The organism is Paraburkholderia phenazinium (assembly GCF_900100735.1).
Lineage (GTDB): Bacteria > Pseudomonadota > Gammaproteobacteria > Burkholderiales > Burkholderiaceae > Paraburkholderia > Paraburkholderia phenazinia.
Genome location: NZ_FNCJ01000001.1, coordinates 66937 through 86160, shown reverse-complemented (window position 1 = coordinate 86160; position 19224 = coordinate 66937). Strand labels below are relative to the sequence as shown.

Below are 19224 nucleotides of genomic sequence, written 5' to 3'. Positions count from 1 at the left end.
TGACAATGGAAAACAAATCACATGCCTTCTGGGCTGGGCTCTTCACGGTGGTGCTGCTGGTGGCAATCGCGGCGGCGGCCTTTTTGTTCAATGTCGACCGTTCGGTGCGCGTGCCGTACGATCTGATTGCCCGCACCAATGTCACCGGACTCTACACGGACGCCGCGGTACGCTATCGCGGCCTCGACGTGGGCAAGGTGCAGTCGATCAAGTTCGATCGCGAACACCCCGGGCAGATCCTGATCCGGATTCTGGTGGACCAGCACGCGCCGATCACGCATTCGACCTTCGGCAGCCTCGGTTTTCAGGGCGTAACCGGTATTGCCTTCATCCAGCTCGACGATACGGGGCGCGATCTGACGCCCTTGCCTTCGTCGCTGAAAGAGGTTGCGCAATTGCCGATGCGTCCGGGCCTGCTCGATCAGTTGCAGCAGCGCGGCGAGGTCCTGCTGCGCAAGCTGGAGCGGGTCGCGGACGACGTGAACGACGTGCTGTCGCCGGAAATGCGCGACCAGTTGCTGGCGACGGCGGCGAGCCTGCAGCATGCCGCCGACGGCGTCACGACATTGACGAAGCAGATGACGCCGGCGGCCGGCAAGCTGCCGCAGACGATTGACCAGCTCGACCGCACGCTGGCGTCGACCAACCAGCTGATCACCGGCCTGAACCGGCCGGACGGTCCGTTTGAGAGCAACCTGAACAAGGTCGGCACGGCGGCGCAGCAGGCAGGCGACGCGCTGACCTCGATGAATACCTCGGTGCAGGAGTTGTCGGCGCGAGTGGGGTACGACACGTTGCCGCGCGTCAATTCACTGGCTGACGATGTGCGCTCCACCATGCGTTCGGTGGACCGCGCGGCTGACGTGTTCAGCACCAGTCCGCGCAGTGTGCTGTTCGGCGCTCCGCCGGCTTCGCCCGGTCCGGGCGAGCCTGGCTTTACGTGGCCTGCAGCGCCCGCGGCAAAATGATTTGAAAGGATGAACATCATGACTCGCTTGCTTCATCGCCCGCTTCGAAGCCAGCTTCACAGCTCGATGCGTAGCCAACTCCGCAATTTGCGTTCCGCTGGCGCTGCGTTGGCGGCCGTGCTCGCGTTCGGCATGCTGGCCGGCTGCGCGGGCACGCCGGCGGCGCTCGCCGACATCCGCTACGACCTCGGCCCGGCGCCGCAGACGGCCACCTCCGGGCCGATGCCGGCGGTCAAGGTGCTGGATGTGACGGCCCCCGAGACACTCAACTCCGACAAGCTGATCTACCGGCTCAGCTATGCCGACGCGCAGCAGACCGCCGCCTATGCGAACAGCCACTGGACCATGGCGCCGTCCGCGCTGCTGACCCAGCGCCTGCGCAACGCGCTGTCGCAGCGCGGCACAGTGCTGACCGGCGCGGACGGCGTGAGCGCGCCGGTGTTGAAGGTGGATCTGAGCGAGTTCGAACAGATTTTCGACAGCCAGGCGCAAAGCCACGGCGCGGTCACCGCGCGCGCCACGCTGACGCAAGGCGGCAAGGTGCTCGCTCAACGCACCTTCATTGCCCGCGCGCCGGCCAGTTCGTCCGACGCTGCGGGCGGGGCGCAAGCGCTTGCCGCGGCGAGCGACGATCTCGTCGCGCAGATCTCCGCGTGGCTTGGCGTGCAGGCGCTCGTCGCCGCGCAGTGAGCGCGGTGAGCGGGTGCAGCAGCGAGCAACTGGCGTGTCCGAGCACCTGTATGCCCTCGTCGCTATAATCGTCGCACTACAGGCGCGCCGCGGTGCTTGAACCCGCAGGCGCCCATCCCGCTCCCCCTTACCGTCTCGCCCCGGACATCATGGATTCTTTCTACAAGTACCACGTCTTCTTCTGCCTCAACCAGCGCGAACCCGGTGCGGAGCGCCCGTGCTGCGCGAACTGCAACGCGCAAGCCATGCAGGAGCACGCGAAAAAGCGCGTGAAGCAACTGGGCCTCGCGGGTCCGGGCCAGGTGCGCATCAACAAGGCCGGCTGTCTTGACCGCTGCGAGGAAGGGCCGGCCATCGTCATCTATCCGGAAGGCACGTGGTACACGTATGTCGACGAGAGCGATATCGATGAGATCGTCGAATCGCATCTTGCGAACGGCAAGGTGGTCGAGCGTCTGAAAATCGATCAGTAAGCAGCGCGATGAATAATCATACGAAACAGTTCCTGATCGACGGGCCGGTCGGCAAGATCGAGGTCGCGCTCGATCTGCCCGATGACGTGCGCGAAAACGGCGCGGCGCCGCGCGGCATTGCGCTGGTGGCGCACCCGCATCCGCTATTCGGCGGCACGATGGACAACAAGGTCGCGGTGACCTTGGTCCGCACGCTCACGCAGTTGAATTACGTGACCTATCGCTCGAATTTCCGCGGCGTGGGCAAGACCGAGGGCGAGCACGACGCCGGCATCGGCGAGCGCGACGACTTGCGCGCCGTGCTCGATTACATGCGGGCGCAGCCGGGCCAGGCCGATCTGCCCCTTGTACTCGCGGGCTTTTCGTTCGGCACCTTCGTGCTCTCGCATGTGGCCGCGCGGCTTGTCGCAGAAGGGCAGGCGATCGAGCGGATGGTGTTTGTCGGCACCGCGGCGAGCCGTTGGGAAGTGGCGCCGGTGCCGGAAAACACGCTTGTGGTTCACGGCGAAACCGATGATACGGTCCCCATTCAATCGGTCTACGACTGGGCCCGGCCGCAGGAATTGCCGGTGGTCGTGATCCCCGGCGCCGAGCATTTTCTGCATCGAAAACTGCACGTCCTCAAGCGCATCATCGTCGACGCATGGCGGTAATCAGAGGGTCGGCACACGTTTTCCGGGGTACAGGTACGCGTCAAATCAACATTTATCGACACGCTATCCGCAAGCTTGCCTCTCTGGCGCGCGTATAATGAGCGCTCTTTTTTGGGCGCAGCGCGGCCCATCCGGCTGACAGGCGCACGGTTGCGCGCCGCTGCATGAGGGCAGCGCCGGATGCCGGGGCGCGTTGCGCGAACCGATCGTGTGGCCGGAAGTCCAACGGGCGCCGCGCTGCTTTTACGCGGCCAGCGCTCGCCGACCGGCTCTTCCAAACCGCGCGCCTCCGGGCGCGATGCATATTTCTGCCCGAATCGATCCTATGCGTTTTTCCACCTCCGGCTTTTCGTCACTCTCGTCCTTCGTTCCCCATACCATCAGCCGTGCGGTGACGCTCGGCGTGTTGCTGCCAGCCTCGCTGGTCGCGAGCACGGCCGCCTTCGCGCAGGTCCCGCCGCCGGCGGTGAACGCACGCTCATGGGTGCTGGTCGACGCGACCAGCAATCAGGTGCTCGCTTCCGGCAACGCCGATGAGCGCGTCGAACCGGCGTCGCTCACCAAGCTGATGACCGCCTATCTGGTCTTCGAAGCGCTGCAGACGAAGAAGATTACGATGGAGCAGATCGTCAATCCGAGCGAAGCGGTGCGCCGCGTCAAGACCGACGAATCGCGCATGTTCATCGAGGCGAACAAGCCCGTGTCCGTGCACGACCTCGTCTACGGCATGATCATCCAGTCGGGCAACGACGCTGCAATCGCGCTGGCCGAGCTGGTCGGCGGCAGCGAGGCGCAGTTCGTCAACATGATGAACACCGAAGCCCAGCGCCTCGGCATGACCCACACGCATTTCGCCGACGTGAACGGCATGCCCGACCCGCAGCACTACACGAGCGCGGGCGACCTGGCGATCCTGTCGGCGCGCCTGATTCGCGACTTCCCTGACTACTACAACATCTTCTCGGTCAAGGAATTCACCTACAACAAGATCAAGCAGCCGAACCGTAACCGCCTGTTGTGGATCGATCCGACGGTCGACGGCCTGAAGACCGGCCACACGCAAGCGGCCGGCTACTGCCTGATTGCGAGCGCGAAGCGCCCGCTGCCGGGTTCGTCGGACGTGTCGCGCCGTCTCGTCTCGGTGATGATGGGTGAAGTGAAAGAGCACGACCGTGTCGAAGACAGCTTGAAGATGCTGAACTACGGTTACAGCGCGTACGACACGGTGCGGCTGTACAAGGCCGGTCAGGTGATCGAGACGCCGCGCGTCTACAAGGGTGCGGAAGACACGGTCAAGATCGGTGTGAAGGCCGATCAGTACATCACGGTGCCGAAGGGTGTCGCCGACAAGGCCAAGCCGCAAGTCGAGCATATCGACCCGCTGATCGCGCCGATCGCCGAAGGCCAGCAGGTCGGCACGGTGAAGCTGGTGTCGGATGGCAAGGTGATCTCGCAGTTCCCGATCGTCGCGCTGCAGGCCGTGCCGCAAGCCGGCGTGGTGGGCCGCGTGTGGGATTCGCTGATGCTGATGTTCAACAAGAAGAAGTAAGCGCTGGCGCGCGCGTTGCCTGCGCAGCTGGCTGATGACGGACGGCTCCGGCAGCGATGCTGCGGGAGCCGTTGCCGAGGAGTGAAAGATGCAACCCGACAATGACTCGCTGTTCGAGTTTCCCTGCGATTTTCCGATCAAGGTGATGGGCAAGTCGCATCCCGAGTTTGCCGAGACGATCGTGACGGTGGTCAAGCAGTTCGACGCGGATGTCGACACCTCGCGCGTCGAGACCCGGCCGTCGAGCGGCGGCAATTACACCGGCCTGACGGTGACGGTGCGGGCCACGAGCCGCGCGCACCTCGACGATATCTATCGCGCCCTCACTGGGCACCCGATGGTGAAAGTCGTGCTGTAAGGGGTGGCGGGGCGCTTTGCGCCCCGGTCTGCCTTGAGTTTCCCGCTCGCTACAAGCGGATTACGGTGCGACGTGCAATGCGTCCGCCGCGCTTTGCGGCCCGGCTGCGCAAGCCTGGTCGAAGAGCTGCTTGAACTGTCCCACTTCCTCGAACACCCAATCCCGAAACGCCCGCACCCGTTCCGCCTGCATGCTTTGCGGCGGGCAGATGAAGTAGTACTGCCATGGGCTGGGACCATCCACATCGAATAGCCGCACGAGGCGCCCCGCAGCGATCTCATGCATGGCGAGCGAGCGGCGCGTAAGCGCGATGCCCTGACCGTCGATGGCGGCCTGCAGCAGGTTCGATGAATCCTGATACAGCACGCCGCGTTTCGGCTCGGGCCAGTCGGCGAGGCCGGCGGCGTCGAACCACGGGCGCCACAGCTCGTCGTCGGAGCGCAGAAGCGGGACTTTGGCGAGGTCGCCCGGGACTTTCGGCAGCCTGCCGCCGTTGAAATTGGGCGAGCAGGCAGGGAAGAAGATCTCTTCGAGCAGCAGCTCGGCGTGCAGGCCCGGATATTTGCCGTAGCCGAAGCGAATCGCCGCATCGACGTCGTCGCGGGCGAAGTCCGTCAGCGAATTGGTGGACAGCAGTTCGAGATCCCATTGCGGATGGGCTTCGATAAAACTGCCGATGCGCGGCGTCACCCAGCGCGCCGCGAACGACGACAGCATCGACACCACCAGGCGCCGCTCGCGGTCGCCGGCGCGGATTTCCCGGGTGGCCTCGGCGAGCGCCGTCAGGGCGCTGCGCACCTGCGCGGCGTAACGGCGGCCGACCTCGGTCAGGCGCACCCGTTTGCCGTCGCGGGCAAAGAGTTTTGCCCCCAATTCCGCCTCGAGCGCCCGAATCTGGTGGCTGACCGCGCCGTGCGTGACGAACAGTTCGTCCGCCGCGCGCGAGAAACTCTCGTGCCGGGCGGCGGCTTCGAAGGCCTTGATCGCGTTGAGCGCGGGGAGATGTCGAAGGTCCATCGCAATTTTTCTCACATAGAGGTGAAAATTGATCGTTTTGCGTAAACCCTTGCTACGCCTACGATTGTAGCCACGAAACGTTTTTTGGCGAGGCCATCATGCGAGAAATTTCCTCTAGTGTCACGTTCGAAATCAAGGCGGGCGAAACGGTTCCGATGAAGATTGCACGCAGCACCCGGCTGAAGGTGAACTGCGGTGCGGTGTGGGTGACGCGCAGCGACGACACTGAAGACTATTGGTTGGAGTCTGGCCACACATTGCGGCTGCGGCGTGGCGAGCGGCTCTGGCTGAGCGTCGAAGGCGGCCCCGAGGCACAGGTAGCGTTCGCCGTCCCGGCTCGGGCGGATGTGCGGGCGCTCGATTGGCTGATGCGGCTCGGCGACCGCTTTGGCATGCGGCTGCGGGATGGCTGGCGCACCGTCTGAGGCGCCGTTTGGGCCGCCGTTTGGGCATTAACTGGCTGGAACGGGATGCCTGGCATTGCAAGGGGACCGGCGGGCATCTCAGTATTTCGGTAAACTGTGGGCATTATGTGTGCTACGCCGGCTTCCCCGCCTTCACTTTCCCCCCTGCTCACGCTGCGCTGGCGCGGGCTCGAGTCGTACGAAGCCAGCTTCGAGGCGATGCGCGCCTTCACGGACGAGCGCAGCGCCGATACGATCGACGAGATCTGGCTGGTCGAACATCCGCCTGTCTTTACCCTCGGCCAGGCCGGCAATCCGGCGCATCTGCTGTCTGCCGACAGCGGCATTCCGCTCGTCAAGGTGGACCGCGGCGGGCAAATTACCTATCACGGACCCGGTCAGGTTGTCGCCTACCTGCTGCTGGACCTGCGCCGCCGCAAGCTGATGGTCCGCGAGCTGGTCACGCGGATCGAGCAGGCCGTGATCGACACGCTCGCGGCGTATAATCTCGCCGGAGAACGCAAGGCGGGCGCCCCTGGCATCTATGTGGCGCCCGGTCCGGATGTGGGGCCGCATGCCGGCGCTAAGATCGGCGCGCTGGGCCTGAAAATCCGCAATGGCTGCAGCTATCACGGTGTCAGCCTCAACGTGAAGATGGATCTGCGGCCGTTTCTGGCCATCAACCCATGCGGGTACGCGGGGCTCGAAACCGTCGATATGGCGACGCTCGGCGTCGCTGCCGGCTGGGACGAGGTAGCCCGGACCTTTGCCGCATGCCTCACCGCAAACATCGACGGCACGCCCGCGGCCGTCGCCCAACCGCAGGCCGGTGTCGTGACCGCCTGACTGGATCGAACGAATGACTGACGTTACCGCGAACCTCGCCGGCACTGCTACCCCTGAAGGTGCAGTTGCGCCCGCCGTTTATGACGCTACGGCGAAACAGAAGGCGCAAGCCAAGACGGCGCGCATTCCGATCAAGATCATCCCGATCGAAAAGCTGAAGAAGCCGGACTGGATTCGCGTGAAGGCGGCCACCGGCAATTCGCGTTTCTACGAGATCAAGCAGATTCTGCGCGAACACAACCTGCACACCGTCTGCGAAGAAGCGAGTTGCCCGAACATCGGCGAGTGCTTTGGCAAGGGCACCGCCACCTTCATGATCATGGGCGACAAGTGCACGCGCCGTTGCCCGTTCTGCGACGTCGGCCACGGCCGTCCCGATCCGCTGGATGTCGAGGAGCCAGGCAATCTGGCCCGCACGATCGCAGCGCTCAAGCTCAAGTACGTGGTGATCACCAGCGTCGACCGTGACGACCTGCGCGACGGTGGCGCTGCGCACTTCGTGGAATGCATTCGCCAGACCCGCGAGCTGTCGCCGGAAACGCGCATCGAAATCCTGACGCCGGATTTCCGCGGCCGTCTGGACCGCGCGCTCGGCATTCTGAATGCCGCTCCGCCCGATGTGATGAACCACAACCTCGAAACGGTGCCGCGTCTGTACAAGGAAGCACGCCCGGGCTCGGACTACGCGCATTCGCTGAAGCTGCTGAAGGACTTCAAGGCGCTGCATCCGGACGTCGCCACCAAGTCGGGCCTGATGGTCGGTCTGGGCGAGACGGAAGAGGAAATTCTGCAGGTGATGCGCGATCTGCGCGAGCACGACGTCGACATGCTGACGATCGGCCAGTACCTGCAACCGTCCGAGCATCACCTGCCGGTGCGCTCGTACGTGCACCCGGATACGTTCAAGATGTATGAGGAAGAAGCCTACAAGATGGGCTTCACGCACGCGGCAGTGGGCGCGATGGTGCGTTCGAGCTATCACGCGGATCTGCAGGCGCATGGCGCCGGCGTGGTTTGAGCTTGCTTTAAGCTACTCGAAACGTAGCACTCCGCTAAAAGACAAAAGCCCGCATATGCGGGCTTTTGCTTTATAGGGACTGCCGCGAGCCGCCAGCCGCTGCTATGCGGCGACGCGCTGCTCCGACAACCTGAACGTGCCCACGCTTTCGGCCAGCGTCGCGGCCTCTTCCTTCAGCAGATTCGCCGCCGCGGCGGATTGCTCCACCAGCGCCGCGTTCTGCTGCGTCACGTTGTCCAGTTGCGAGAGCGCCTGATTCACCTGACCCAGCCCCGTGCTCTGTTCCGAGGTCGCGACGGTGATCTCACCGATCACGCTCGTGATGTTGCGCACGCCTTCGACGATCTCCTCCATCGTCTTGCCGGCGGTTTGCACGAGATCGGAGCCGGCCTCGATCTTTTGCACCGATGAGTTGATCAACTGCTTGATCTCCTTGGCGGCCTGCGCGCTGCGCTGCGCCAGCGCGCGCACTTCACCGGCCACCACGGCGAAGCCACGGCCGTGCTCGCTCGCGCGTGCGGCTTCGACGGCGGCGTTGAGCGCGAGGATATTGGTCTGGAAGGCAATGCCGTCGATCACGCCGATGATGTTGGCGATTTCCCGCGAGGCCTGGGTAATCTCGTTCATCATCGTCACGACTTCCGTGACCACGTGGCCGCCGCGTACCGCCACCGTCGAGGCCGATTCGGCGAGCCGGTTGACCTGGCTGGCGGCGTCCGCCGAGTTCTTCGCGGTGCCGGTGAGTTCCTCGAGCGCCGCCGCCGTTTCCTGCAGGCTCGACGCCGCATGCTCGGTGCGGCTAGACAGATCGAGATTGCCTTGTGCGATTTCCGCGCTGGCATGGTTCACCGTTTTGCTGCTCTCGCGGATCTGCATGAGGGTCGCATTGATCTTTTCGGTGAACCGATTGAAGGCTCGTGCAATCTGCGCCGCTTCATCGTCGCCGTTCGCGGGCAGCCGCTTCGAGAGGTCGCCGCTGCCCGAGCTGACATCGTTCAGCGCATCGCGCACGACCAGCACGCGGCGGAACGCCGTGTTCGTCAACGCGCCGACCAGCACGGCGGCAATCAGCGCCACGACGATCAGCGCGATCACGGTGGTGGTGGCCACTGCGCGCATGCCTGCGGTCACGTCCGACTTGTCGAGCGCGATCACGAGGCTCCAGTCGGTGCCTGGAATCTTCTCCGCGTGCAGCAGCTTGGTCGCGCCGTCGACCTTGGCTGCGATCGGCTCGGTGGAGCCCTGCAACGTGCCGAGTGCGTCGTCGGTCAGGTCGGGCGAGAGGTCGGTTGCCGGCTTGAGGATCAGTTCGCTCTTGGGGATTGCCACCAGATGACCGCTCTGGTCGACGAGAAAGGCGAAGCTGGCGGGAGTGGGGTGGACCGCGGTCACGACCGAGCTCACACCATCCAGGAACACGCTCGCGGCGATCACCCCCTTGAGCGTGCCGTCGCGCAGCAAGGGCACCGCGAAGGACACCACGGGCTTGCCGGTCGCCACGTCGGCGTAGGGCTTCGTCACCACCAGCTTGCCTGCCGCGACGGCCTGCTTGTACCACGGGCGGCCCGTGGGATCGTAGCCGGGAGCGAGCGGCGTGGTGGCCGAGGTGTAGGCTGTTTTATCAGGCAAACCCAGCGTTGTGACCTGGAAGCCGCCCGACTTCGCGAGCAGCCGTAGAGCAGGCACCGGATCGCCTTCGCCGACCGGCAGGGTATCCGCGAGCGCCTGCACGATCCCGGCGCGCCCGGCGACCCATTCGTCGATCGCTAGCGCATGGCCGGTGGAAATGGATTTGAGGTTTTGTCCGACGGCTCGATCGTTGTCGGTTTTCACTACGTAGTAAATAAGGCCGCCGGTCACCGCGAGCGCGGTTACCAGGATTGCGACACACGTGACGAGAATCCGCGTGCGAATCGATGAAGACATTTCGTAGTCCGTTTGTGTTGTCATTTATTGTTCATGGGCGGCATGACCTGCTTGCGTCATGCCTTAGCGAAACACCCATGCCCCGCACACTACCGCCGTACCCGATCTCCAAAAGCGCGATGCTGCTGCGCACCACGCAAGGCCGGAAGCCATTGCACTCGCCATGCGGGCACGCCGACAGGATATCGGCATAATCGCTGCAGAACTTGACGCTGAGGTGACATCGGCCGCTGGCCGGCCGGTAGCGCTTGGGTCTGCGCTCATCTAACCGAGCGTGAAAAGCAATGTTCGAACAGCGTGATTAGCAATCGAGAAATCGTTAGAACCGGCCCCGTCCAAACTCCCTATAGTCGAAAGCCTCCCAAACACCTTATTAAAACGGGGCCTCTCGATGAACCGATTCCTTCGCCCGCTCGCCGCGCTCGTGGCGCTGCTTGCCGTGTCCGCTCCTTTTGCGAGCGCCGCTCATGCCGATACCAAAGAAGTCGTGATCGCATATCAGGACATGGTTGTGCCGTGGCGCTACGCGCAGGCCACTGGCGAAGTCGAGAAGGAGACCGGTTACAAAGTGGTCTACCGTCAACTCGGCAGCGGCGCAGAAGTGGTTCGCGCGCTGGCCTCGGGTTCGGTGCAGCTCGGTGAGGCCGGTTCCAGCCCGATCGCGGCTGGCCTGTCGCAAGGCGTCGATATTTCGTTGTTCTGGATTCTCGATAACATCAACAATGCCGAGGCGCTGGTCGCGCGCGATGGTTCCGGTGTGACGAGCCTGGCTGGTTTAAAGGGTAAAACAATCGGCGTGCCGTTTGTCTCGACCTCGCATTTCCATACGCTGGTTGCGCTGCAAAATGCGGGCGTGAATCCGGCGGACGTGAAGATCGTCAACCTGCGACCGCAGGAAGTCGCAGCCGCCTGGCAGCGCGGCGACATCGACGCTACCTACATCTGGGACCCGGTCCTCGCCAAGGTGAAGAAGAACGGCAAGGTGCTGATCACCTCGGGCCAGGTCGCGCAGGAGACCGGCAAGGCGACCTTCGACGGCTTCGTGGTCGACCGCAAGTTCGCTCAGCAAAACCCCGAATTCGTCGCACGCTTCGTTAAGGTGCTGGCCGCAAGCGATGCGAACTATCGCGATCACACTGCGGCATGGTCCGCGAATTCGCCGCAAGTGGCGGCGGTCGCCAAGGAGTCCGGAGCGAGTGCCGAGGACGTGCCGGCCAGTCTCGCGCTATATGCCTTCCCGTCGCTGGCCCAGCAGGCGTCCAGCACGTGGCTCGGCGGCGGCGCGCAATCCGGAGCGGCGAAATCGCTGGCTGCGACGGCGGCGTTCCTGAAGACCCAAGGGACGATTCAGACGGTGCTGTCGGACTATTCGGCGGGCGTCGATCCGCACTTCGTGCAGCAAGCGGCGCATGAGTAAGGCGGCGCGTCGTATCTGGAACCCATAGGCCTGCCCATGAGTGCTTTGGAGATCCGGGGGCTGCACGTCGCGTATGAAGGTGCACGCGGCGCGGCCCCGCATGTGGCGCTGGCCGATGTCGATCTGCGCATCGAGTCGGGCGAGTTCGTCGTGGCGCTCGGCGCGTCGGGTTGCGGCAAGACGACCCTGCTCAATTGCATCGCCGGTTTCATCCAGCCGAGCGGCGGGGAAGTCCGTCTGAACGGCGAGCCGGTCAACGGACCCGGCGCGGATCGTGGCGTGGTGTTCCAGAAGTACGCGCTGATGCCGTGGCTCGATGTGCTCGACAACGTTGCGCTCGGGCTGCGTTTTCAGCGCGTGCCGAAAGTTGAGCGCGAGCGTATTGCGCTACAGATGCTCGCGCTGGTGGGCCTGGAGCAGCATGCGCACACGCACGTCTATGCCTTGTCGGGCGGGATGCAGCAACGCGTCGGGATCGCCCGGGCGCTGGCGAGCGACCCGCAGGTGCTGCTGATGGACGAGCCGATGGGCGCGCTCGATGCGATGACGCGCGAGTCGATGCAGGAGCTCGTGCTCGACGTATGGGGCCGCACTCGCAAGACGGTGTTTTTCATTACCCACAGCGTCGAAGAGGCCTTGTTTCTGGCGACCCGTCTCGTCGTCATGACGCCGGGACCGGGGCGTATCGCCGAGAGCTACGATTTGCCGTTCGCGCGGCGCTTTCTCGAGACGCGCGATGCCCGGGCGGTGAAGTCGTCGGCGGAGTTTATCGAGTGGCGTGAACGGCTGGTGCGGCGTCTGCATCAGCGGGCGCCGGAAGAGGTGCTGTCGTGACTGTTTCGCATGATTCGCTGGGTGGTTCGCTGATTGATTCGCATAGTCAGACGCCGTTGACTCCACTCGGGGACAACTTGCTGGAGGCTCCGCTTGCCGCCTCGGTACCGCCGCGCAAAAAGCGGGCGAGGCCGGTCCGCGCGTGGCGCATGCCGGGCGAAGGACCGACCGCCGCGTTGAGCCTGGCTTCGGTGAGCGTGCTGGCCGCGTTGTGGTGGATCGCCACGCATCTGCACTGGCTGCCGCCGCTCTTTCTGCCGACGCCGGAAGCGGTCTGGGCCGCCTTCATCGACGCGTGCCATGGACGCATCCAGGGCGGTCTGCCCTTGTCGCAGCATCTCGCGTGGAGCGCGCTGCGCGTTTTCGGCGCCTTTGCGCTGGCGGCGGTAACGGCGGTGCCGGTCGGCATCCTGATGGGAGTGAGCCGTGTGGCGCGCGGGCTGCTCGACCCGCCGCTCGAGTTCTACCGGCCGCTGCCGCCGCTCGCGTATTTGCCGCTGGTGGTGATCTGGTTCGGCATCGACGAGACGGCGAAGATCGTCGTCATCTATCTCGCCTGTTTTGCGCCGATCGCCATGGCGGCGCGTGCCGGAGCACGCAGCGCGACTGTCGAGCAGATTCATGCTGCGTATTCGCTGGGTGGCTCGTTCACGCAGATCGTGCGCCATGTCGTGCTGCCGGCGGCGCTGCCGGAGATCCTCACGGGACTGCGGATTGCGATCGGCTTCGGCTGGACCACGCTGGTCGCCGCGGAGATGGTTGCGGCCACGGCGGGGCTGGGTCAGATGGTGCTGAACGCGTCGAGCTTTCTGCGCACCGACGTGGTAGTGATGGGGATCGTGCTGATCGGCCTGATCGCGTGGATCTTCGACCTCGGCATGCGGGCGCTGGAGCGGCGCCTCGTGCCATGGAAGGGGCGGGCGTAGGCGTCGCTGACGCCGCCCCTTACTCTCAAGCTTCAAGCCTGAAGCCTCAAGCCTGAAGCCTGAAGCCTCAAGCGAAGCGGCGCGCACGCCGCTTCCAGCCGCTCTCGTCTCAGGCGAACAACTCGAGAACCGGCCAATCCCGCTCGCGGGCAATCGTCCGCAACCGTTCATCCGGGTTGGTTGCCACCGGGTTCGTGACACGCTCGAGCAAGGGCACGTCGTTGATCGAATCGCTATAGAAGTAGCTCTTCGGAAAGTCCTGCAACGCGTAACCCAACGACGCCAGCCAGCTTTCGGTGCGTACGATCTTGCCTTCGCGGAAGGTCGGCACGCCCACTGCGGCGCCGGTATAGCGGGCGAGGGGATCGCCCCCTTCGGTGCCCAGTTCGATCCCAAGCAGATGCTCGAACCCCAGCGCGCGGCCGATCGGCGCGGTGACGAACACGTTCGTGGCGGTCACGATGCAGCACAGGTCGCCTGCATCGAGGTGCCGCTGGATCAGCTCGCGTGCGGCCGGGCGGATCGCCGGGACAATCACTTCCTGCATGAACGCGGCATGCCACGCATCGAGTTGCGCACGGGAATGACGCGCCAGCGGAGCCAGCGTGTAGTTCAGGTAATCGGTCATGTCGAGCGTGCCGGCCACGTATTGGCGGTAGTACGCATCGATTTCTTCCGCGTGGCGCTCGGCGCCTTCCACGCCCAGCTTCGCAATGAAGTGGGCCCACGCCTGATCGCTGTCGAGGGGGATCAACGTGTGGTCCAGATCGAATAGCGCGAGGTTACGACTCATCTAAGGGTTCCTTGCATCCACTCTCAGAAACCGGCTAGCTGCCGGCAAGGCACGCTTTTTCGCATGTTGGCAGATCGTATATTCAAATACACAAAAATACAATAAGCCAAATTTGTGCAACACTACTGTCATATTTCTCCGGGTGTCGCGAGCTGGCGGCACGCGGGTTGGGTCGTGGTTGGAAGAATGAGAAGCGTCGTGCCCTATGTTGATTCTCCTGAACCTTCTTTCCGGTGTGGCGCTCCTCGTCTGGGGTTCGCACATCGTTCGCACGGGCATCCTGCGCGTGCTTGGCGCGGATCTGCGCACGGCCCTCGGCCGCAGCACCGGTAGTCGTCTACGGGCGTTCGGGTCCGGTATCGCGGTGACTAGCCTCGTGCAAAGCAGCAACGCCACCGCGGTCATCGTGACGTCGTTTGCGGCCCAAGGCTTGCTGCCGCTCACCATTGGTCTGGCGATCATGCTGGGCGCCGATGTCGGCACGGCACTCATGGCGCGCGTGCTGACGCTCGATCTCTCGTGGCTCTCGCCAATCCTCGTGCTGGTGGGCGTGCCGCTCTTCCTGTCCCGCAAGCAGACCCGCGTCGGGCAGGCGGGGCGCACCGCGATCGGCCTAGGGCTGATCCTGCTGGCGCTGCATCTGATCGTTGAAGCGGTGCAGCCGATGATGCAGGCCGCCGGCGTGCGCGTCATGTTCGGTGCGCTAACGGGCGACACGATGCTCGACGCACTGGTCGGCGCGGGCTTCGCGGTGATTTCCTACTCGAGCCTCGCGGCCGTCCTGCTGACGGCGACGCTGGCGTCGTCCGGGGTGATTTCGCTGAAAGTGGCGTTGTGCCTCGTGATCGGGGCAAACCTGGGCAGCGGCTTGCTGGCGCTCAGCGGCACGCTGGCGCAAAACGCGGCGGCGCGCCGTCTGGCGCTGGGCAGCCTCGTGTTCAAGCTGGCCGGCGCGCTGTTGATCTTGCCGTTCACATCCCTGCTGGCGCGCGGCTTGCCCGTGTTGATCGGCAACCCGCGTGAGGCGGTGGTCGGGTTTCATCTGCTCTACAACACGCTGCGGTGCTGCGCGTGCCTCGCGCTGATCGACCCGGTTGCCCGCGTCTGCAACCGGGTGCTGCCGGACCGCCCGGCGCAGAACGGCGAACTGCATGCCTTGCATCTGGACGAGGCTGCGCTCTCGACCCCATCTCTGGCATTGGCCAACGCGGCGCGCGAAGTGCTGCGCATCGGCGACATCGTGCGCACGATGCTCGATAACGTCGGCGAACTGATTCACCATAACGACCTTGCCAAAGCGCGCGAGACGACCCGCATGGACGACGACGTCGACCAGCTTTATGCCGCCGTCAAAGCCTATCTATCAAGCATTTCCCGCGAACAGCTCGATGAGGCAGACAGCCGCCGCTGGACCGACATCATTGCGCTCACGATCAACCTCGAACATGCAGGCGACATCATCGAGCGTATCGTGATCGACATCGAGGAAAAGAAGATCGCCCACCGGCTCGCTTTCTCCGAGCAGGGGCTGGGCGAGCTGGAAGATCTGCACGCGCGTCTCGTCAGCAATCTGCAACTCGGGCTATCCGTGTTCCTCAACAACGATCTGCGTTGTGCGGAGCGCTTGCTGGCAGAGAAGGAGCGCTTTCGCGATCTCGAGAGGGTGTATTCGTATGCACACCTGGACCGCCTGGCCGGGCAGACTTTGCGCAGCATCGAGACGAGCGCGCTGCATCTGGACATGATCAGCGATATGAAGCGCCTGAACTCGCTGTTCTGTTCAACCGCGTATCCGGTGCTCGACGCAGCCGGCGCGCTGCGCGAGACGCGCTTGCGCAAGCGCGTTCTCGATACGCTGCACGCGCCGCAATAGGGCGCAGGCGGGAGGCGATGGCGCTGCGACTGGGTTCCCGGTTGGACAGCCTTTAAGCCAGGATGACCCGCGCGACCTTCTTCTTCAGCGCAGCGAAGTCGGCGGCCTCGGCCGCCTTCTTGTTGGTGATGAGCACGTCGATCTGTTCGGTCTGGCAGTACGAGATGCGGCTGCGCTGGCCGATCTTGCTGTAGTCGGCGAGGATGACCACGCGGTGGGCGTTGGCGACCATCGCGCGCGCCACCTCCGTCTCCTCATGGTCGTAATTGGTGGCGCCGTGCCGGTGGTCGATGCCGACCGGCGACAGCAACGCCACGTCCGCCCGGTAGCGATGAATCTCGAGGATTGTCGTGCTTCCACCGGTCGCCATGGCCCGGTCGCTGATCGAGCCGCCCAGCAGGATGACCTTGTTGCCGGCGTCGACCTGCTGCTCGGTTACCCCGCGCAACTTCAGCGCCACGTCGATCGAGTTGGTCACCACCGTCAGATTCGCTAGCTTCGCCAGTTCTTCGGCCAGCGCCGCGGTGGTCGTGCCCGCATCGATGAACAGCGTCTGTCCGCTGGAAATCACGCCCACTGCCGCCTTGGCGATTGCTGTCTTCGATTTGACGCGGGTATGGGCGCGTTCTGCAATCGGAGCTTCGTCATCCGGCTTGATGGCGCCGCCGTGCACCCGCCGCAATTCACCGAGTGCCTCGAGGTCGAGCAGGTCGCGCCGGACAGTTTCGCGCGAGACACCGAGATCCGCCATGATCCGTTCGGTCGACACCCGTTGCAGGGTCGATAACAGCGCGCGAATTCTTTGATGACGGTCTTCCTGCCACATGCATTTTCCCTTTGCGTATGAGTCGTTCTGAGCGGCCTTTTAGAGCCTATAACATCACTGACATGCTTATGTGTCGTGCCTATGTCATTGGTCCTACTTTACCCGTTTCGTGTTGTATTTTTTTGGTCCCTTGCAAATTTGTGTATTTAAATTTAGCCTTCGCACATTGGACGTTTGCTAGCGAATCGAACGTGGAATGTTCGAAAAGGAATTGAAATGTCCAATTTCGAACATTGATTGTCGTTTTTGGCAAGCAAGCTGCCGTATGCTGGCTCCATACTAGACTCGGCGGCCTATGTTGCCGCTGCTGCCGATGGCGGTCTGCAGCTAGCAGTTTGCTGACGAGATAGTACCGTCCCCCGGTTCGTCATCCCGACGATGACGGAGGCGAAGCGCGCGTTGCACGATACCTTGCGCCAGGGAGTGCATGCTGCGCTGCAGGGATAAACCATAACAAGCACCGGACCATCGCCGAACGGCAACGCCATCGAAACCGCTCAGCGCCACGACCGGCCAGGCATTGATAAGAACATATACGTTTGCGCTAGCTGTGGCTGTATGGGTAAGGGATGAGATCCGGTCTATTTCGAAGGTACACAGACGTGGGAACTGGAATTGATCGCACTGTCGCTGACTGGCCGTATCCGCGGCTGGTCGCGCATCGCTGTGGTGGAACGCTCGCGCCGGAAAATACCCTTGCGGGGTTCGACGCCTGCAAGCGCTACGGCTATCGCATGGTTGAATTCGACGCCAAGCTCTCGGCGGACGATCAGCTCTTTTTACTGCACGACGACACGCTCGATCGCACGACCAACGGGCATGGCGCAGCCGCCGGGCATACCTGGCGGGAACTGGCGCAACTCGATGCCGGTTCGTGGCGCGGCACGGAGTTTGCCGGCGAGCGCCTGCCGACTCTCGCCGAGGCTGCCGCCCGCTGCGCTCAGGACGGCATTGCCGCCAACATCGAAATCAAACCCTGTCCTGGCCGCGATGTCATTACCGGCCGGCTCGTCGCCGCTGCTGCCCTCGAGCTCTGGCAGGGGCAGACGCAACCGCTGTTATCGTCGTTCTCTTTCGAAGCGCTCGCGGCTGCCCGAGACGCTGCGCCCTCGCTGCCGCGCGGCATGCTGTTCGAAGCGGTGCCGGACGACTGGCTGCGCATCGTGCGAGAACTCGATTGCGTCTCCCTGCATGCGAGCCATAAGCATCTCACTGCGGAACTGGTTGCCGAGATCCGTGCCGCGGGTTTGCGCGTGCTCGTCTATACGGTGAACGATCCCGAACGCGCAGCGTTGCTCGCGCAATGGGGCGTTGACATGATTTGTACCGATCGCATCGATATGCTTGCGCACGACATGCTGTCCACGCCCAGCGATCTGGCGTAACGCATGGCAAGCGCCCCGGGAGTGGGCGCGCCGGACACAATCGTCAAATGCAGTTTTCCTAACGTAGCAACTTTGGGCAAAGGATGGGAACTACTATGAACCGCACGTGGCTAAGCCGTGTTATCTCGATGTCAGCGGTTGCGGGCGTCGCCGCAGCAGGCACAGGCAGCGCTGTCGCTGCACCGCTCGATGCGCTGGTCGCCGCCGCCAGGCAGGAAGGACAGCTTACCGTGATCGCATTGCCGCACGACTGGTGCGGCTACGGTCCGATGATCGCAGCCTTCGAACAGAAGTACGGCATCAAGGTCAACGAGCTGAATCCGGATGCCGGTTCGGGCGACGAAGTCGAAGCCATCAAGGCCAACAAGGGCAACAAAGGTCCGCAGGCGCCGGACGTGATCGACGTGGGTCTGTCGTTCGGCCCGACCGCGAAGGCCGAGGGGTTGTTGCAGCCGTACAAGGTGTCGACGTGGAAGGAAATTCCGGATTCGGCCAAGGACGCTGACGGCTACTGGTACGGCGACTATTACGGCGTGCTGTCGTTCGAAGTGAACGCGGACATGATCGACAAGGTGCCGGCCGACTGGAGCGATCTGCTCAAGTCCGACTACAAGAACGCCGTGTCGCTGGCAGGCGATCCGCGTTCGGCCAATCAGGCCATCCAGGCTGTCTACGCAGCCGGTCTGTCGTCGAGCAAGAACGATACCGCCAAGTCGGCCGACGCCGGTCTGAAGTACTTCGCCAACCTGAACAAGAACGGCAATTTCGTACCGGTGATCGGTAAGGCTGCTTCGCTTGCGCAAGGTACGACGCCGATCATCGTGCGTTGGGACTACAACGCGCTGGCTGATCGCGACACGCTCAAGGGCAACCCGAAGGTCCAGGTCGTGGTGCCGAAGACGGGCGTCGTAGCCGGCGTGTACGTGCAGGCAATCAGCGCTTACGCACCGCACCCGAACGCCGCGAAGCTGTGGATGGAATACCTGTATTCGGACGAAGGCCAGATCGGCTGGCTGACCGGCTACTGCCACCCGATGCGCTACAGCCAACTGGTTGCCGCAAAGAAGGTGCCGCAGGCGTTGCTCGACAAGCTGCCGCCGGCGTCGGCCTACAAGAACGCGGTGTTCCCCACGCTGCAGCAGCAGGACGCCTATAAAGACACGATCACCAAGCACTGGGACGAAGTGGTCGGCGCGAACGTGAAGTAAGTTCGCTGTGTGCCGGGACCCGCGTGGCCTCCTTGGAGCGTCGCCCTGCGCGGCCCCGGC

19 protein-coding genes are annotated in these 19224 nt (G+C 63.7%); 15 read left to right on the top strand and 4 right to left on the bottom strand.

The window, feature by feature from the left end; all coding sequences use genetic code 11:
- The first annotated feature begins 5 nt into the window (after window positions 1–5).
- The 6 genes from BLQ92_RS00385 (at window position 6) to BLQ92_RS00360 (ending at window position 4691) form a co-directional block, all read left to right on the top strand.
- Window positions 6–968 (top strand): MlaD family protein, encoded by a 963-nt coding sequence (locus BLQ92_RS00385; RefSeq protein WP_090680402.1) that lies wholly within the window; start codon window positions 6–8, stop codon window positions 966–968.
- Window positions 969–1034: 66 nt separating this feature from the next.
- Window positions 1035–1658: an ABC-type transport auxiliary lipoprotein family protein gene (locus BLQ92_RS00380; protein WP_244106057.1), complete on the top strand. Its 624-nt coding sequence runs from the start codon at window positions 1035–1037 to the stop codon at window positions 1656–1658.
- A gap of 149 nt (window positions 1659–1807) precedes the next feature.
- Window positions 1808–2131 (top strand): (2Fe-2S) ferredoxin domain-containing protein, encoded by a 324-nt coding sequence (locus BLQ92_RS00375; protein WP_090680399.1) that lies wholly within the window; start codon window positions 1808–1810, stop codon window positions 2129–2131.
- An 8-nt stretch (window positions 2132–2139) separates the two neighbouring features.
- Window positions 2140–2784 (top strand): alpha/beta hydrolase, encoded by a 645-nt coding sequence (locus tag BLQ92_RS00370; RefSeq protein WP_090680397.1) that lies wholly within the window; start codon window positions 2140–2142, stop codon window positions 2782–2784.
- Window positions 2785–3109: 325 nt separating this feature from the next.
- The gene (locus tag BLQ92_RS00365; RefSeq protein ID WP_090680395.1) at window positions 3110–4333 is read left to right on the top strand and encodes a D-alanyl-D-alanine carboxypeptidase family protein; all 1224 of its coding nucleotides are present in this window, start codon (window positions 3110–3112) and stop codon (window positions 4331–4333) included.
- 88 nt (window positions 4334–4421) lie between these two features.
- The gene (locus BLQ92_RS00360; RefSeq protein WP_090680393.1) at window positions 4422–4691 is read left to right on the top strand and encodes a DUF493 family protein; all 270 of its coding nucleotides are present in this window, start codon (window positions 4422–4424) and stop codon (window positions 4689–4691) included.
- A 60-nt stretch (window positions 4692–4751) separates the two neighbouring features.
- On the opposite strand, the gene BLQ92_RS00355 is transcribed toward BLQ92_RS00360, so the two are convergent.
- Complete coding sequence (locus BLQ92_RS00355) at window positions 4752–5708, bottom strand: transcriptional regulator GcvA (RefSeq protein ID WP_090680391.1); 957 nt, start codon at window positions 5706–5708, stop codon at window positions 4752–4754.
- A 98-nt stretch (window positions 5709–5806) separates the two neighbouring features.
- On the opposite strand from BLQ92_RS00355, the gene BLQ92_RS00350 reads away from it, so the two are divergent.
- The 3 genes from BLQ92_RS00350 (at window position 5807) to lipA (ending at window position 7976) form a co-directional block, all read left to right on the top strand.
- On the top strand, window positions 5807–6133 hold the full coding sequence (locus BLQ92_RS00350; protein ID WP_090680388.1) for a DUF2917 domain-containing protein: 327 nt from the start codon (window positions 5807–5809) through the stop codon (window positions 6131–6133).
- 105 nt (window positions 6134–6238) lie between these two features.
- Complete coding sequence (gene lipB / locus BLQ92_RS00345; protein WP_090680386.1) at window positions 6239–6958, top strand: lipoyl(octanoyl) transferase LipB; 720 nt, start codon at window positions 6239–6241, stop codon at window positions 6956–6958.
- 13 nt (window positions 6959–6971) lie between these two features.
- A complete protein-coding gene (gene lipA, locus BLQ92_RS00340; protein ID WP_090680383.1) occupies window positions 6972–7976 on the top strand; it encodes a lipoyl synthase in 1005 nt (334 codons plus the stop codon).
- Window positions 7977–8078: 102 nt separating this feature from the next.
- On the opposite strand, the gene BLQ92_RS00335 is transcribed toward lipA, so the two are convergent.
- Window positions 8079–9902: a methyl-accepting chemotaxis protein gene (locus BLQ92_RS00335; protein ID WP_090681814.1), complete on the bottom strand. Its 1824-nt coding sequence runs from the start codon at window positions 9900–9902 to the stop codon at window positions 8079–8081.
- Window positions 9903–10293: 391 nt separating this feature from the next.
- Here BLQ92_RS00335 and tauA point away from each other — a divergent pair, with 391 nt between their 5' ends.
- From tauA to BLQ92_RS00320, 3 genes are all read left to right on the top strand, one after another.
- The gene (gene tauA, locus BLQ92_RS00330) at window positions 10294–11319 is read left to right on the top strand and encodes a taurine ABC transporter substrate-binding protein (RefSeq protein ID WP_090680380.1); all 1026 of its coding nucleotides are present in this window, start codon (window positions 10294–10296) and stop codon (window positions 11317–11319) included.
- A gap of 36 nt (window positions 11320–11355) precedes the next feature.
- Window positions 11356–12153: a taurine ABC transporter ATP-binding protein gene (locus BLQ92_RS00325; protein ID WP_090680377.1), complete on the top strand. Its 798-nt coding sequence runs from the start codon at window positions 11356–11358 to the stop codon at window positions 12151–12153.
- A 77-nt stretch (window positions 12154–12230) separates the two neighbouring features.
- Window positions 12231–13079: an ABC transporter permease subunit gene (locus tag BLQ92_RS00320; protein WP_425194892.1), complete on the top strand. Its 849-nt coding sequence runs from the start codon at window positions 12231–12233 to the stop codon at window positions 13077–13079.
- 109 nt (window positions 13080–13188) lie between these two features.
- Here BLQ92_RS00320 and BLQ92_RS00315 read toward each other — a convergent pair whose 3' ends face one another.
- Window positions 13189–13872: an HAD family hydrolase gene (locus BLQ92_RS00315; protein WP_090680374.1), complete on the bottom strand. Its 684-nt coding sequence runs from the start codon at window positions 13870–13872 to the stop codon at window positions 13189–13191.
- Window positions 13873–14077: 205 nt separating this feature from the next.
- Between BLQ92_RS00315 and BLQ92_RS00310 the strand changes: the two genes are divergently transcribed.
- Window positions 14078–15745, top strand: coding sequence for a Na/Pi cotransporter family protein (locus BLQ92_RS00310; protein WP_090680372.1), 1668 nt, complete (start codon window positions 14078–14080; stop codon window positions 15743–15745).
- Between the two features lie 52 nt (window positions 15746–15797).
- On the opposite strand, the gene BLQ92_RS00305 is transcribed toward BLQ92_RS00310, so the two are convergent.
- Window positions 15798–16571 (bottom strand): DeoR/GlpR family DNA-binding transcription regulator, encoded by a 774-nt coding sequence (locus BLQ92_RS00305; protein WP_090680370.1) that lies wholly within the window; start codon window positions 16569–16571, stop codon window positions 15798–15800.
- Between the two features lie 602 nt (window positions 16572–17173).
- On the opposite strand from BLQ92_RS00305, the gene ugpQ reads away from it, so the two are divergent.
- Both ugpQ and BLQ92_RS00295 read left to right on the top strand, forming a co-directional pair.
- Window positions 17174–17956 carry a glycerophosphodiester phosphodiesterase gene (gene ugpQ / locus BLQ92_RS00300; protein WP_090680367.1) on the top strand — a complete coding sequence of 261 codons (783 nt, stop codon included), beginning with the start codon at window positions 17174–17176 and terminating at the stop codon, window positions 17954–17956.
- A 95-nt stretch (window positions 17957–18051) separates the two neighbouring features.
- Window positions 18052–19164 carry an ABC transporter substrate-binding protein gene (locus BLQ92_RS00295; RefSeq protein ID WP_090680366.1) on the top strand — a complete coding sequence of 371 codons (1113 nt, stop codon included), beginning with the start codon at window positions 18052–18054 and terminating at the stop codon, window positions 19162–19164.
- Window positions 19165–19224: the final 60 nt, after the last annotated feature.